Here is a 12,373-nt window from a genome sequence, read left to right on the forward strand (position 1 = left end):
TACTCCTAATCAAATAGTTCATACCATCTCGTAATAAAAGCTATTTCAGCCTCTTTCATACTTAATGGTTTTCCTATTATTGAAAGATTATATGGTTGAGCAATTTGAGTCCAATCATAATTTACACTATTCATAAATCTCAATGCCTCTGTTACCATCAATTTTTTATCAGCTATTTTAATCTCAGCTGGCATAGGTTTGCTCAATGAATAAATTTCAGCAAACATCTCCAAAGCTTTTTCCTCAGCATTTCTGTACTCACTCATTGCAGGTGAATGTTTAATAGGACTAGGAACATCCATTCCTGTTAGCCCCTCAAAAACTTCATGCCCTAAAGCCCATTTTTTTAAATCTAAATCTTCAAACAACTCTTCCATAATCAAGCAATGTTGAGCAACAGAGTAAAACTCTGATGTTTGCCCCCAAAATCTGCAAGTTCTTGATAATGTTTGAGCGATTATACGAGGTTCAAAATCAACTGTATTTAATTCATAAGGATTAATCATTCTCCCTGATGCATTCATTACTAACATTTCTCACCTCTATTTTTTATTTTTATTTTCGCCATTTTACACCTCGTCAAATACATTGATTGGTAACTCACTTATCGTGACACCAAATTCAAACCTATCACTAATCCATTGATTAGCACCATTTTCGTAAAAATCAGCATTGAAACCTGGATAAAGTTTTTCAAAGCCAAGTTGCATCTCATTAAGAGCTTTTTCGTATGTATCAAACATTCCAAAAACAACTTTACTTGAATCACTAAACCAAACATCAAACTGCTCTACAACATAAATATTTTTTGGTAATATAGACTCCACAAGACGAACCAAATCATCATATTTTGATTGCATTAGTCCTTTAATATCTCGTGCATTGTCTAATTCATACTCTTGACACACTTGAAAATTATCTGGAAATTCTAATGTAGAGTTTTTCATAAAACTATCCCAGTCATCTTCATCAAATGGTCTGTCACAAAAAATATCATCCATAATATGCTCTTTAATTTTCTTTTCCATCTTTTACACCTTGTAGTATTTTCATTATATTTGATTCTAAACATAACCCATCAAAACATCTAGGGATTACAGCAGTTTGGTCCTCTAACTTTGTTCTTTTATTAACTCTCATAAAATTGAATTTTTTGTCAGTAAGATTCAAAGAATCTCGTAATGATGCAAATTCAATTAAAAGCTCTTTAACACAATTTATGTCATCGATTGAGTCACTTTTTGCATAGGTCCAATATGTTGGTCTATCAAAAATTCCGAATTTAATTAGTATTTCTTTTGTAGTAATTTGTGAATTTTCATCGATATGCCTTTGAATAGTTTTAACAGCACCATTAGCTATTCCAACACCTAACAACTCTTTAGCAGTAATTGCAGGATTTTTCTCAAAAGCACTCAATAGTCTTTCACTATCTGAAGATATTGCAAAGTCAAGACAATACATACCTTGATTGTCTTGATAAATCCTCTCTTTTCTGTAATATGCGATGTTGTAGTAATAATCAGACGGGAATAATATGCCTAAATCAATGAATTTTTTCATTTTTATTAGAAGCTCATCGAGATTATCACTATCTTGAGTTACTTCATTATTCTTATAAGCACCAGTGCTACTTGTTTCATGAATATTTTGGTCAAATTCAAATAAATTAGGTTGTCTAGCACTCATCTAACATCCTTATTTCTATTGCCTACCCATCCAGTTATCAGATGAATAGTGTTGTGCTCATCAACCGAATACACAATAGTTGAACGACCTATATCAAACTCTATCTCCTTGTCTTTTTCAATCTGTTCCAAATTGTCTTTGACATATAAATATGCAGGAACCAATACTGAAAGTTCGAAAGCTCTTCTAATTAATTGCATAATAAAGTGCCATGTAGGAACAATTTTAAATAAAGGAGGGTTTGTCGTGATTTTAATTCTATCTTTATCCATTGCAATTCCCCCAAATTTGCGTACCTTTTGGAAGTCGTGAAACTCCCAAAAATTTACGAGCAGAGTCTTTTACTTCTTGTAAACTTTTACAATCAAAAAACTCTGTTGCATACACATCACCAGGAAAATGAACGAACCATTTTTTTACTTTTTTTGACTTCACATCACACCTCACTCAAAATCTAACATTAGATATTTTGCTTCATGTGCATCAAGTAAAGAAAGTAATGCACTTTTTAATGCCAAAAGAGTGTCAAATTGTTGTGAATCATCTTCATTTTCAATCAAGGACACCGTTTCATAAGTGAATATCCAAGCATGTGTATATGCAGGATCGTTTGGCACAAAATCAGCTAATTGGTCTAGCTCTTTTATAAGCATTGGGTGTAATTGATTTACATTCAAAGACACTATTTTAGTAGTGTTGTTGAGTCGACTTGTATTTACATCTTCTTTGAAAAGAATTTTGTAGGGATTTGTATTATTTATCATTTTTTATCTCCATATATTTTTCTGGAGTGATATAACACAAACCCTACATAGGAGAATGTGTTAATCACTCCCCTATTTTGGGTATTAAATTAAATTTGTGAGGCTAATGCTAGTGTATATGCTAAACCATTTGCATCACAACAGTTATAAAAGAAGTCATCTTCTCCGGTATAGTTCAAAAGAATATTTGCCGCTTCATCTAGCTGTTCAATTTGAATAAAATCAAACTCCAAAGCTTTAAATAAAATTCCTTCTTGCCATATAGGAAGATTTTTCTCTTTTAGATTATCTACAATTTGTTCAATTTGCATTGACACTCCTATTCGTATTTAACAAATTGTCCATGAGTTAAATTTAATCCATAAACAACTGTTTTGTAAGAATCAACAATTTTAACTTTGTCGATATTTCCTTTTTCATCACTTTGTTCAACCGAACTCTTTACCTTTGTACTAGTACCTTTTAAAATTACAAGGTCACCATTGTTTAAAGTAACCTCTTTATTCAAAGCACCACTAGCAATTAAAATTGCTGCTTGACCTTCATTTGGATGTTCTATGGATGAATTAAGTAAATTTGCACTTCTAAGCTCATCAAAAAATATTTTTTTGAGTTTAGATTTTAATAAATGCTCATCAATTTTCCATCTTGGAATCTCTATCTCTTTAAACATTTGTGGCTCACCACCAGTTTTAATAGAGATTTTCTCAAAATCAATATCATCATTGATGTTTAAAGGGTTCTCAAATAAACTAAGAAACTTAGGTATAGGGGAACGGAAGTTCGGTAACTGTTGATGTAATACAATGAAAAATTGTCCAAATTTTTTGTAATCTTCATTATTTGGATCATAGAATGAAATAATTGGCTTATATCCTTGCAATTGAAGTTTTTTAGCCATCTCCTCATCAGCAGATGAAGGATTAATAACTAACAATAAAACTCCGCCAATAGCTGTTGTAAGTCCCCATCTTTCGATGAATTCAATTTCAAGTCTATTTCCCATTGCATCTAAATCATATGGAGGATTTAAAAAATTAATTCCGACCCAATGATTTGATTTTCTAACACCACTTAGAGCATTTGCATTTAATACCTTGTCAATTTTCCTATCAAAAGCATTTTTAGCACGATTTTCATCAAGCTCAACTGCAAATGTTCTACATTTATACTCTTTACCTATAAACTCTATAGCTTCACCCTCACCTGCACAACAATCTAATGCATAAACAGTTTTCGCTTCAGGTAAAAGTAGAGTTTTATCAATTACTTTTTGAATGGTTTTTATATCTGTTGGATAAAACCCCATTTTTGTTTCACAAGCTAATCTAGCCATTTTTAATTCCTTTTAAGATTGCAACACACATTAATATCCCTTTAATAGTGATGATTTGTGAGATTACAATGGTTAATTTGATTTTTTGAAATGGAAAAATTTACATAACACCAAACCCATATAGGGAAAATGTAAACTCTCCCTTGTTTCGTTTGAAGTGGTGTTTTAGTTTAGTTTGTAAAGTGGATTAAAAGTTTTGGTAATTGTGCTATGTATATCGAAGATATTTTTTACATCACCAATTTTTTGAATAAATCTGTCAGTAGAAAGACTTTTAACTTGAAAACAATCAATTGCTGATTCTTTTGACAAATTATTCTCTATATTAGGACTAATTTTCATCATCCATGGATAGTTAGCATAAGTATATTTCCAGTCTGTAATAGGTACAACTGTTCGTAGTTTTAATTTTCCAACATGGTCACTATTAACTACAATTGCAGGTCTCTTTTTTCCGATTTCTTGCCCAGTTGTTGGATTAAATGAAACCAACCAGATTTCAGCTTGATTAATATTCATACAATCCTCCATCATCATTACCTAACTCATTGCACAACTCTATATATGCTTCATCTTGTGAAGCAAGCTTAAATCCTCTTTCCCATTTTTCTAGCTCTTTTTTTTCTAAATAACTCTCTAAGGCTTCTTTGTAAATTGCAGACATCGAAGTTTTTAATTCATCTTTTACAAAAACAAGTCTTTCTTTTAGTTCATGTGGAATCGTAACAGTAATTTTTTCAGCTGTCATATTATACTCCTTATTATTTTCCTTATTATATCTATAACAATTTAATAAGTCAAATATAATAGCTTTTTCCTTCACGCTACCTCCTGCTCTAACAAATCAAATAAAGAGAGTTGTTTTTTAGGTACTGCTGTAGTTTTTGAAGAAGTAGATATACTTGAGCTATGCTCCACTAACTTATCTTCTATCTTTTGAGCTTGAATTTCCAACTCTTTTGCTTTTCTTCGAGCTTCTTCTTGTTCTTGTTGAAGTCTTAATACCTCTTCATCTTTAGAGAATTTGTCATAAGCTTTAATAGCCAGTTTGATTTCATATCTCCAAGTTTCAAGGTACTTATAAAAAGCATCTTTGATAGCTTTGTCTAAATCAGCATAATCTCCATATCCACCGTAATTTCTATTATTGATAATGGTGTCATAAAATGCACCTAAACCGTTTCTTGTTCCATTAAGCTCTTCACATATCTTATAAAAAGCTTGTTTTGCAGATAAACTATCTTTGCCTTCATGTTTTAAACTACCTACATAGAAACCATCATATTCTGTTGGTTCTTTTTCAAATCCATTAGCAATTTTGTGAAATCTTGCAGCTGTTCCAAAATACTCGCCATAAAACCCATTAATGTTGTAATGAGCAATTAAGCCACAATGTAAGTGACAATGTTCGTATATATCTTTTTTGAAACTAGTTGGTTTGAAGTGATTATTTAAAAATGAAACAAAGTTTTTGTAGATTTTAGACTTTTGAGTAGAGGTCATAAATTTTACATCCTCAAACTCAAACTTCTCAACTTTTAACTTGAAATTTTGAACTTTTAAAAAGTTTCTTGCATCCATAATAAGCCCCCTAAAGACTAAATTTTTCTAAAAAATAGGCAATAGGAATCCTTTTTATGGAGTCCTATAACCTAAAAGGTTGAACTCCACTAAAGGAGATAAACTAATTTATAAACGAATCAATTTTTGATTTGAGATTTTTAAGTGGCTCAAGAGCATGAAAGCACTTCTCTTGAGTTTTAGAATCAATTGCTTGTTCATATGCCCTTTGATGAATTTGAACTTCTTTGTCAATCATCATAAGTACATACTCAAAATCCCTTGCAACACTTCTTAATCTTTTCATCTCATTTTGTACTGCTGAATTATTCATTTTAGACGCTCCATCTCCTCTTTAGTAAGAATTTTTCCACTTTGAGTAATGTATCTATCTTCAAAATAAAGATCTTGCTCAAACCCAACGACAATTCCACCTTTTGTACCAATTGCAGGAACTTTTACCCCTATTTCAAGATAGTATGGAATATTGATATATCCCCACTCTGAACACTCAGGAGCAGACAAATTTTCAACATATCCAAAACATTGAGTATGCATGTTTTCAAATTCATCTTCATAACTTCCTTTATCTGCTTCAACTACATATAAATTGAAGTTCGGTCCAAATAGTTTTAAACCAACAGGTTTTATATCTACACCATCAAGCTCATAAGTCTTAGGCATCTTATCTAGTGTGTCAAAGATTCTTTTGACTTGAGCTTCCGTTAAATACGGAGATTTAGGCAATGGTGCTTTTGGCTTTAGAGGAACTGCATCAGGACTGATTAGAGAATTTTCTTTACAAACTTCTAAAATCATCTCTTGAATATCGTTGTATTCATCTTCTAAAATAGTAAGGTCTATTTTTACAGCTTCAATATTAAATGTTTGAAGTGCGATTATTTTTGACCTATCTTGTAATTTTTCATATATTTTGTGAGTAAGATGCTTAGGATAAGGTAGCGGTTGACTTTTTTCAAGCCAACTTGCAAATGAAAGCAAAAGCTCCTCTTTACTCCTTCCAATAAGTATATTGAAACCAACATCACTGATAGAAGGTGAATGATATAAAATAGCATGTGCTACTCCATCATCAAGGGAAACCATTTTTCTTTTATTGCCTGCTTTATTTATATCAAAAAAGCCAAATGAAGCATCAACTGCATGATCATTCATTCTAACACGACCTTGCATAAGTACAGAAGTGATTGATTTCACCATGTACTCTTGCCCTACACACTCCAAATAAACCAGTGTTCCACCATCTTTGATATAAGATTCCATATCAGCAACAGCACCGTTGTATCTAATTTTAGGCATATATTTTTCATGAGCTTCAATTAAGTGCTCTATCTCACCAATAGGTCTTACATCATAACTTCTTGAAGGATTTTCCACACATAAAATATCTTTGTGTTTCCAATTCTCAACTACTTTCCACCATTTTCCGTCTATTAAGACTTTATCACTTAATTTATATTGCGACATCTATTTTCTCCATGTAATTTATTGATAACCACAAAAGAGAAAACGGGGCATATAGCCACTATTAATCTCTTAATGTGGCTATCTTTGCCGATTATTTAAAACAATTTTCTAAAAAAGACTTAGTTGTATCCCACCTTTTAAATCTTCAGGAGGAACATAACCCACAAGATTTGCTGAATTTACTTCAACTTTTTTCTTGTTTTTACCTTTACCTGAATAATAGAAGAAAGTATTTGTAGCTAGCTCTTCATCAAAATCAAATAATGAATCAGCAATAACAGCTTTTTCTGATTTATGAGAATTAACAAACTCTTTTATCAAGTTTGCTAGAGCTTCGATCTCCTCATTACTTTCATCTATAAACTCTTCAAATTTTAAAATTGGCATTAAGATTTTTGAATTAGGAACAGGCTCAAAAGGAGCTTTTCCTATTTTAACCCTATATATCTCAATACCATTTACAATGCAGTAATTACTACTTGCTCTATTAATACTATAAGAAAGACCATCTACTAAACCGTTGTTATATTCATCACATCTTTCAAAACAATGACTTCCACCAGCATATGACCACGATGTTTGCTCTTTTCCTTTATCATCAGTGTACTTGTTTTGTTTTCCATACAAATTGCCATTGTGATAAATCTCCAAAAGCTCTTTAGCCATATTTTTATACATCTGCCAATCTCTATCATCTTTGCTAAATGCTACTGTTTTAACTGATTCAAAATTTTTGAATAAGTCATCAACGATTTTTGGTTCACTAATAGATTTTGGAAGCTCTTTATAAAGCTCCATCTGTTCTTTGTACCAAAGTTCAAAGTTATCCCAATCTCTATCATTACCGAAGTTCTTAATAGAGTTCATCTGTATATCTTTAGATGCAGATTCACCTTTTAAAATAGCTTTTGCGAGAGCTAACTGTATATTGTCATCCTCATCAGCCATACTTGATAAATCATCATCACCTGATAATCTACCCTCAAGTGAATTTGCAGCAGCCACTTTTGCACCAATAAGTTCCAAAGCTTTATGCTGAGGAGTATTTTCATAGGCCATAAACATTACTTTAACATCATCTCTTTGCCCTATTCTCCAACTTCTACGACTTGCTTGTTTGAGTGTAAACACATTATAAGTAGTCTCGTAAAATATAATTGTGGGAAACTGCAACAAATCAAGACCTGTTTTTACAAGTTCTGGATTACACACCAAAACATCACTAGGATTTTTTTCAATCCATGCTTGTCTTTTCTTTGCTGCAATAGTAGGTGAAAGAAATTTTGTGGAATATTGAGGAAGCTCTTTAGTTAACATATCTGTTATGTCATCCCCTACCCCTTTATTTGAGAAGTGAACATACACAAGGCATCTTCTACCATTTTTTAACTCTGATTTGACAATCTTAAGAAGTCTCTTCTCTTTGTTAGTGTAGCCATAATCTTCTCTTGTAAACTCAGGCTCATAGAATATCTCATTTTGTGCAGAGTGGATTTGAAAAGGCATATCAGGTACTGCAATAGCATCTGTTGCTAAGTTCCCTAAAAACCTTTTGTCTCTTCTAATTCTTGATGAAATCTCTCCAAGATACGCCATATATGGCTTTCTTAGATTTTCATCCATTTCAACTAATTCTATACTCTCATCATAATCAGGTAAACCTAAACCACCATTCATCTTAATTTCATCAAGTCTAAGAAATATTGTCATATCCAATAGAACCGATAATAGATAAGGAGAGATTTTAGGTTTTTCCTTTAATGAAATCTGTTTACCCATTTTTGTTACTACACCCTCGTGTGTAACCTCTTTAGCTTCTACTATTTGTTCATGTGCTCCGTATGTTTCTACAAACAATTTAACCTGATTGTAGTCATAACCTAATCTTTTTTTCATCAAATTAGGATTTAATCTATACAAGATATAGAATAAACTTGAAGCATATCCATTTAAGAGAGTACCAGTAAGTCCAACGATTTTTTTACTCATTGACGCAAGTTGTGCTAAAGCATTTCCTTGACCGGTATTACCCCCTTTATACTCATGAATCTCATCGACTATCAATAGATCAATAGCACCTTTTGTCCAGGTTCTTTTTATATATTCAGCAATACTAACTCTAGTTTGCATTTTTGGACTTACAGTTCTATCTACACTTCTTAAAACAGCTCCACATTCACATTTGTAAGGGATAGTAGAAGTATCTATAAACTCACTATTACCCTCTTCCAAAACACTATAACAATCAGGACAACGAGCAACTTTAACAAGTTGTTTAACCATTAAAGACTCACCATCAAGCATTTTTTCTTTAATAATTTGCTTGAATGAAATTTTTATAGCAGGCTGTTTTGGATAGCCAAGTTTTGCTGTTTCTCTTGAGATAATGAAATAGTATTTAATACCATCTTTTCTCATATCTCTTTTTGTGTAAGGGATTAAATCTTCCCATCTATTGACTTTAATTACCTTAAATGATTTATGATCAACATAATTGACCTTTATCTCATCTTCCCATTTATCAACTAAATGTGGAGGACATAAAATAAAATTAACTTTGAATTTATCAGCCATTGAAAGCTTTAAACCCATATCAGTTTTTCCTGTACCCATCTCTGAAGATATAAGCAAGGATTTATTGTTTTTCTTAGTAATATACTCAGTCGCAGCAGATACTAATCTTGCTTGTCTAGCAAAACTTTTTCTATTAGCTTTTTTGAGCATATTATGAACAATTTTTTTGTATTTTGAAGGATTATCCAAACCATCAAAAGAGGGTTTAATAACCTCTTTTAGCTCTTTATAGAATATATCTTTATTCTGCGAAATTAAACTCTCTAATTTTTCAATGTACATGTAAGTCCTTTGACTAAAATTTTTCAATCAAACCTACAAGACAGAACTATTTTGTCCCTACACCGGCACAAAATAAATTCGTGCCTGTAGGCAACATTTAATTATTCAACATGAATAGCTTGAAGATATGAATGAATCATATCTATGACTTCTCCATCACTCAAAATATCGCCATCAGTTTCAATGCAATGCAAAATCTTTTGAAATGCATTTTTAACTTCACTATTGTAAATTCTTACATCAAAACCGCTAATTTCAAGTGTTCCACTATCAATCTCTATATCGCTTAACATCAAACCTCTCCTATCATAAAATAAACAGCATCTTTTGCACTACCAGTGCATAAGCCACCGTCAACTTGCTCATCATCTATTAGTTGATTATCTTCATCAAAGATTTTTTCTTTGTCGTTTGGATAGACATTAACAACCCATCCATCTTCACAAGATGATTCAAACAGATCATAAAATAACCCGTTATAAACAAATTGAACAGCACCGTCTTCTTTTAATGTAATGGCACAAAGCTCTAAATAACGCTTGTTCATTGCATCAGTAATTTTTTTTGAAACAGGATGATTTTTAATATGCATATGTTGCAAATAAGGTAATGTCCAGTCTTTGAAACCTTTTTTATACTCTTGGTTGAGATAAGCTTTCGTTGCTTCCATTAAAACTCCCTTGTAACTAGTAAATTTGTAAAACTTCTTGTAAAAATAGAACCTGAATTGGAAAAATTTTTACCAAGTGTTTCATGTGCCATAAGTGCTGATGCACTAATTACTGCAAATCCTAAAATATAAATAAGCCAAAACTTTATTGCTAAATGTTTCATACTTTTCTCCTACTATTTGTTCTTTTCAAAAGCCCCAACGGTTATATTCCGCTAAAGCCTCATCGTATGTTTTAAAATCCATATCCGTACTTGGTGCACCATCCGTCCACTCTATGCTTACTTGCCACTCATATGTTCCATCTTCAAATGAAACATAATCGAGTGCGACATTAAATTGACCACACTCTTTGTACTTTTGATTTTCTCTTTCTATGTTCATCTTACACCTCTAAAAAAACTCTATCAGCTTCTATTTCGGAGTAACCCTCTTCATCTTGCCAATAAAGCCATTCATTTGAAAAAGCTTCTTCAACTTCACACTCACTATCATCAAACAAATTACTAGTGCAATCTGTATTGATGCAGGTTTCGTTTTCATACCAATTTAATCTCTTACAAGCCTTGCAGACTTTAAAATCTGAAGGCTTTGAGTAGATATCTATTAATTGAACTTCTATTGCCATAACACTCTCCTAATAGACTTTTCTAAGTACAAATTTGATTTTTATTACACCATCATCATTAACTATCATATACTTGCTCTCTTGGGATCTTGTATCGTAGTCATAGCCATTAAATAGCTTGATAGATTTTGTTTGTGTAATTGTCAAAGTATCAAGGAAAAGTCTCCAAACTCCATCAAATGTGCTATATCCGTATTTTGTTTTACGAAATTTTGGAAAGACCCCTACTTTTTTTAAAAAGTAACCAAAGACTTTGTGAACTTGAACATGATTAGGCAGCTTTTGCATTGTCCTCTCCTTGCTCAATTACTTTCTCATCTTGAATGATGATAGGCATCACAATCTCTTTGTATGAAGCATCTGCAATAAGTACAAATGGAAGATTAGAATGGTTAAAACCAATAGTTATATCATCATCACTATATGATGATATGAAGTCTAAAATATTTTTTGCATTGACATGAAAATTCATATCAATATTAGAATCACTTACAGTATCCTCAACTTCCGTATTGCCATCGAAGTCTTTAATCAAGATTTTTTGATCTTTAATTTTTACAGTTATTTGAGAATCAAACAATGAAGCTTCTTTGACTAAAGTTGCAAACTTATCTTTGTTGATAGTAAACTTTTGAGTAAAAGATTGAGGAACTATTCTTTGCCATGCAGGAAATTTCCCACTAATTAATTTTGTGCTGTAGTCTAAAATCTCAGTTGAAATTGTCAATGATGTCTCATCAACAAAAGCAGTAACATCTAAATGTCCAAATAGCCTGATAATTGAGCTAATAGCATCTTTAGGAACGATTATTTCCATATCGTCATTGCTTGTTTTTGCAGTTACCAAAGATAATCTTGTAGTATCTGTTCCAACTGTATTTAAAAGACCGCCTTTAATTTCGATAAGTACTCCATTTACCTCATATTTTGGCATGTTGATACCAACAGAGTGGATTACTTTTTTGAAGTTTTCAATTAGATTATCTCCTATATCAAGAGACTTTCCTTTTTTAGAAATCTCTACCTCTTGAACTTCATCAAAAAGATTGATTTTAAACTTTGAACGACCTGCTTTTATTTGCAAAATATCTGAACTTCTTTCAAGTTCTATGCTCTCTGTTTTAACCGCTTTGAGTGCTGTTAAAAGTTTTTTCCCATCAATACTAAATGCTTCAATACTATCAAGTGTCATGTCAGAACTAGAAAAAGGAATTTTTCTAAGTACTACTGTTTGAACATAATTTGTAACCTTAACTTCTAAATGACCATCGATGCCACTTATTGTTAATTTTCCTGCATGATCTCCATCTTTAGCAACATAACTACTTGCAGTTGCAGCCGCATTTAATATTCTCATTGTATTTACACTAATTTTCATGATT

General features: G+C 31.8%; 21 protein-coding genes. All 21 read right to left on the minus strand.

Annotated elements, in window-relative coordinates; translation table 11 throughout:
* Positions 1–5 precede the first annotated feature (5 nt).
* The 21 genes from AC6H33_RS11245 to AC6H33_RS11345 all read right to left on the minus strand — a co-directional run bounded on the left by AC6H33_RS11245 (position 6) and on the right by AC6H33_RS11345 (position 12,369).
* On the minus strand, positions 6–533 hold the full coding sequence (locus AC6H33_RS11245) for an HD domain-containing protein (protein ID WP_497606081.1): 528 nt from the start codon (positions 531–533) through the stop codon (positions 6–8).
* A 36-nt stretch (positions 534–569) separates the two neighbouring features.
* Complete coding sequence (locus AC6H33_RS11250; protein ID WP_497606082.1) at positions 570–1,028, minus strand: hypothetical protein; 459 nt, start codon at positions 1,026–1,028, stop codon at positions 570–572.
* Positions 1,012–1,689 carry a hypothetical protein gene (locus AC6H33_RS11255; RefSeq protein WP_497606083.1) on the minus strand — a complete coding sequence of 226 codons (678 nt, stop codon included), beginning with the start codon at positions 1,687–1,689 and terminating at the stop codon, positions 1,012–1,014. Before AC6H33_RS11255 ends, AC6H33_RS11250 begins: the two co-directional genes overlap by 17 nt.
* Complete coding sequence (locus tag AC6H33_RS11260) at positions 1,686–1,889, minus strand: hypothetical protein (RefSeq protein ID WP_497606084.1); 204 nt, start codon at positions 1,887–1,889, stop codon at positions 1,686–1,688. The genes AC6H33_RS11255 and AC6H33_RS11260 overlap by 4 nt, the downstream gene beginning before the upstream one ends.
* Positions 1,890–1,953: 64 nt before the next feature.
* On the minus strand, positions 1,954–2,124 hold the full coding sequence (locus tag AC6H33_RS11265) for a hypothetical protein (protein ID WP_216081139.1): 171 nt from the start codon (positions 2,122–2,124) through the stop codon (positions 1,954–1,956).
* An 8-nt stretch (positions 2,125–2,132) separates the two neighbouring features.
* Positions 2,133–2,453, minus strand: a complete 321-nt coding sequence (locus tag AC6H33_RS11270; protein ID WP_497606085.1) for a hypothetical protein — start codon at positions 2,451–2,453, stop codon at positions 2,133–2,135.
* 89 nt (positions 2,454–2,542) lie between these two features.
* Positions 2,543–2,764, minus strand: coding sequence for a hypothetical protein (locus AC6H33_RS11275; RefSeq protein ID WP_497606086.1), 222 nt, complete (start codon positions 2,762–2,764; stop codon positions 2,543–2,545).
* Positions 2,765–2,772: 8 nt separating this feature from the next.
* Positions 2,773–3,789 carry a DUF6094 domain-containing protein gene (locus tag AC6H33_RS11280; protein ID WP_497606087.1) on the minus strand — a complete coding sequence of 339 codons (1,017 nt, stop codon included), beginning with the start codon at positions 3,787–3,789 and terminating at the stop codon, positions 2,773–2,775.
* Positions 3,790–3,954: 165 nt separating this feature from the next.
* Positions 3,955–4,308, minus strand: a complete 354-nt coding sequence (locus AC6H33_RS11285) for a type II toxin-antitoxin system PemK/MazF family toxin (protein WP_497606088.1) — start codon at positions 4,306–4,308, stop codon at positions 3,955–3,957.
* Complete coding sequence (locus tag AC6H33_RS11290) at positions 4,298–4,537, minus strand: hypothetical protein (protein WP_497606089.1); 240 nt, start codon at positions 4,535–4,537, stop codon at positions 4,298–4,300. Before AC6H33_RS11290 ends, AC6H33_RS11285 begins: the two co-directional genes overlap by 11 nt.
* A gap of 71 nt (positions 4,538–4,608) precedes the next feature.
* Positions 4,609–5,370, minus strand: a complete 762-nt coding sequence (locus AC6H33_RS11295) for a hypothetical protein (RefSeq protein ID WP_497606090.1) — start codon at positions 5,368–5,370, stop codon at positions 4,609–4,611.
* 103 nt (positions 5,371–5,473) lie between these two features.
* Positions 5,474–5,683, minus strand: a complete 210-nt coding sequence (locus AC6H33_RS11300; protein ID WP_497606091.1) for a hypothetical protein — start codon at positions 5,681–5,683, stop codon at positions 5,474–5,476.
* Positions 5,680–6,837, minus strand: coding sequence for a hypothetical protein (locus AC6H33_RS11305; RefSeq protein WP_497606092.1), 1,158 nt, complete (start codon positions 6,835–6,837; stop codon positions 5,680–5,682). The genes AC6H33_RS11300 and AC6H33_RS11305 overlap by 4 nt, the downstream gene beginning before the upstream one ends.
* A 108-nt stretch (positions 6,838–6,945) precedes the next feature.
* Entirely contained in the window at positions 6,946–9,693 is a 2,748-nt protein-coding gene (locus AC6H33_RS11310) for a helicase-related protein (RefSeq protein WP_497606093.1), read from the minus strand.
* A 101-nt stretch (positions 9,694–9,794) separates the two neighbouring features.
* A complete protein-coding gene (locus AC6H33_RS11315; protein ID WP_151944467.1) occupies positions 9,795–9,986 on the minus strand; it encodes a hypothetical protein in 192 nt (63 codons plus the stop codon).
* Positions 9,986–10,363: a hypothetical protein gene (locus AC6H33_RS11320; RefSeq protein ID WP_497606094.1), complete on the minus strand. Its 378-nt coding sequence runs from the start codon at positions 10,361–10,363 to the stop codon at positions 9,986–9,988. The genes AC6H33_RS11315 and AC6H33_RS11320 overlap by 1 nt, the downstream gene beginning before the upstream one ends.
* Positions 10,363–10,527 carry a hypothetical protein gene (locus AC6H33_RS11325; protein ID WP_497606095.1) on the minus strand — a complete coding sequence of 55 codons (165 nt, stop codon included), beginning with the start codon at positions 10,525–10,527 and terminating at the stop codon, positions 10,363–10,365. The genes AC6H33_RS11320 and AC6H33_RS11325 overlap by 1 nt, the downstream gene beginning before the upstream one ends.
* Before the next feature lie 25 nt (positions 10,528–10,552).
* The gene (locus AC6H33_RS11330; protein WP_497606096.1) at positions 10,553–10,747 is read right to left on the minus strand and encodes a hypothetical protein; all 195 of its coding nucleotides are present in this window, start codon (positions 10,745–10,747) and stop codon (positions 10,553–10,555) included.
* Position 10,748: 1 nt separating this feature from the next.
* A complete protein-coding gene (locus AC6H33_RS11335; RefSeq protein WP_497606097.1) occupies positions 10,749–10,991 on the minus strand; it encodes a hypothetical protein in 243 nt (80 codons plus the stop codon).
* A 9-nt stretch (positions 10,992–11,000) separates the two neighbouring features.
* Positions 11,001–11,279 (minus strand): hypothetical protein, encoded by a 279-nt coding sequence (locus AC6H33_RS11340; protein WP_497606098.1) that lies wholly within the window; start codon positions 11,277–11,279, stop codon positions 11,001–11,003.
* Positions 11,263–12,369: a DNA polymerase III subunit beta family protein gene (locus tag AC6H33_RS11345; RefSeq protein WP_497606099.1), complete on the minus strand. Its 1,107-nt coding sequence runs from the start codon at positions 12,367–12,369 to the stop codon at positions 11,263–11,265. Before AC6H33_RS11345 ends, AC6H33_RS11340 begins: the two co-directional genes overlap by 17 nt.
* Positions 12,370–12,373 lie beyond the last annotated feature (4 nt).

The organism is Sulfurimonas limnophila (assembly GCF_059705345.1).

Coding starts and splice junctions, on each gene's coding strand:
- AC6H33_RS11325 (WP_497606095.1), bottom strand. CDS start 10,527: ATGAAACATTTAGCAATAAAGTTTTGGCTTATTTATATTTTAGGATTT.
- AC6H33_RS11245 (WP_497606081.1), bottom strand. CDS start 533: ATGTTAGTAATGAATGCATCAGGGAGAATGATTAATCCTTATGAATTA.
- AC6H33_RS11250 (WP_497606082.1), bottom strand. CDS start 1,028: ATGGAAAAGAAAATTAAAGAGCATATTATGGATGATATTTTTTGTGAC.
- AC6H33_RS11305 (WP_497606092.1), bottom strand. CDS start 6,837: ATGTCGCAATATAAATTAAGTGATAAAGTCTTAATAGACGGAAAATGG.
- AC6H33_RS11310 (WP_497606093.1), bottom strand. CDS start 9,693: ATGTACATTGAAAAATTAGAGAGTTTAATTTCGCAGAATAAAGATATA.
- AC6H33_RS11255 (WP_497606083.1), bottom strand. CDS start 1,689: ATGAGTGCTAGACAACCTAATTTATTTGAATTTGACCAAAATATTCAT.
- AC6H33_RS11280 (WP_497606087.1), bottom strand. CDS start 3,789: ATGGCTAGATTAGCTTGTGAAACAAAAATGGGGTTTTATCCAACAGAT.
- AC6H33_RS11345 (WP_497606099.1), bottom strand. CDS start 12,369: ATGAAAATTAGTGTAAATACAATGAGAATATTAAATGCGGCTGCAACT.
- AC6H33_RS11270 (WP_497606085.1), bottom strand. CDS start 2,453: ATGATAAATAATACAAATCCCTACAAAATTCTTTTCAAAGAAGATGTA.
- AC6H33_RS11335 (WP_497606097.1), bottom strand. CDS start 10,991: ATGGCAATAGAAGTTCAATTAATAGATATCTACTCAAAGCCTTCAGAT.
- AC6H33_RS11320 (WP_497606094.1), bottom strand. CDS start 10,363: ATGGAAGCAACGAAAGCTTATCTCAACCAAGAGTATAAAAAAGGTTTC.
- AC6H33_RS11260 (WP_497606084.1), bottom strand. CDS start 1,889: ATGCAATTAATTAGAAGAGCTTTCGAACTTTCAGTATTGGTTCCTGCA.
- AC6H33_RS11330 (WP_497606096.1), bottom strand. CDS start 10,747: ATGAACATAGAAAGAGAAAATCAAAAGTACAAAGAGTGTGGTCAATTT.
- AC6H33_RS11275 (WP_497606086.1), bottom strand. CDS start 2,764: ATGCAAATTGAACAAATTGTAGATAATCTAAAAGAGAAAAATCTTCCT.
- AC6H33_RS11290 (WP_497606089.1), bottom strand. CDS start 4,537: ATGACAGCTGAAAAAATTACTGTTACGATTCCACATGAACTAAAAGAA.
- AC6H33_RS11315 (WP_151944467.1), bottom strand. CDS start 9,986: ATGTTAAGCGATATAGAGATTGATAGTGGAACACTTGAAATTAGCGGT.
- AC6H33_RS11340 (WP_497606098.1), bottom strand. CDS start 11,279: ATGCAAAAGCTGCCTAATCATGTTCAAGTTCACAAAGTCTTTGGTTAC.
- AC6H33_RS11285 (WP_497606088.1), bottom strand. CDS start 4,308: ATGAATATTAATCAAGCTGAAATCTGGTTGGTTTCATTTAATCCAACA.
- AC6H33_RS11300 (WP_497606091.1), bottom strand. CDS start 5,683: ATGAATAATTCAGCAGTACAAAATGAGATGAAAAGATTAAGAAGTGTT.
- AC6H33_RS11295 (WP_497606090.1), bottom strand. CDS start 5,370: ATGGATGCAAGAAACTTTTTAAAAGTTCAAAATTTCAAGTTAAAAGTT.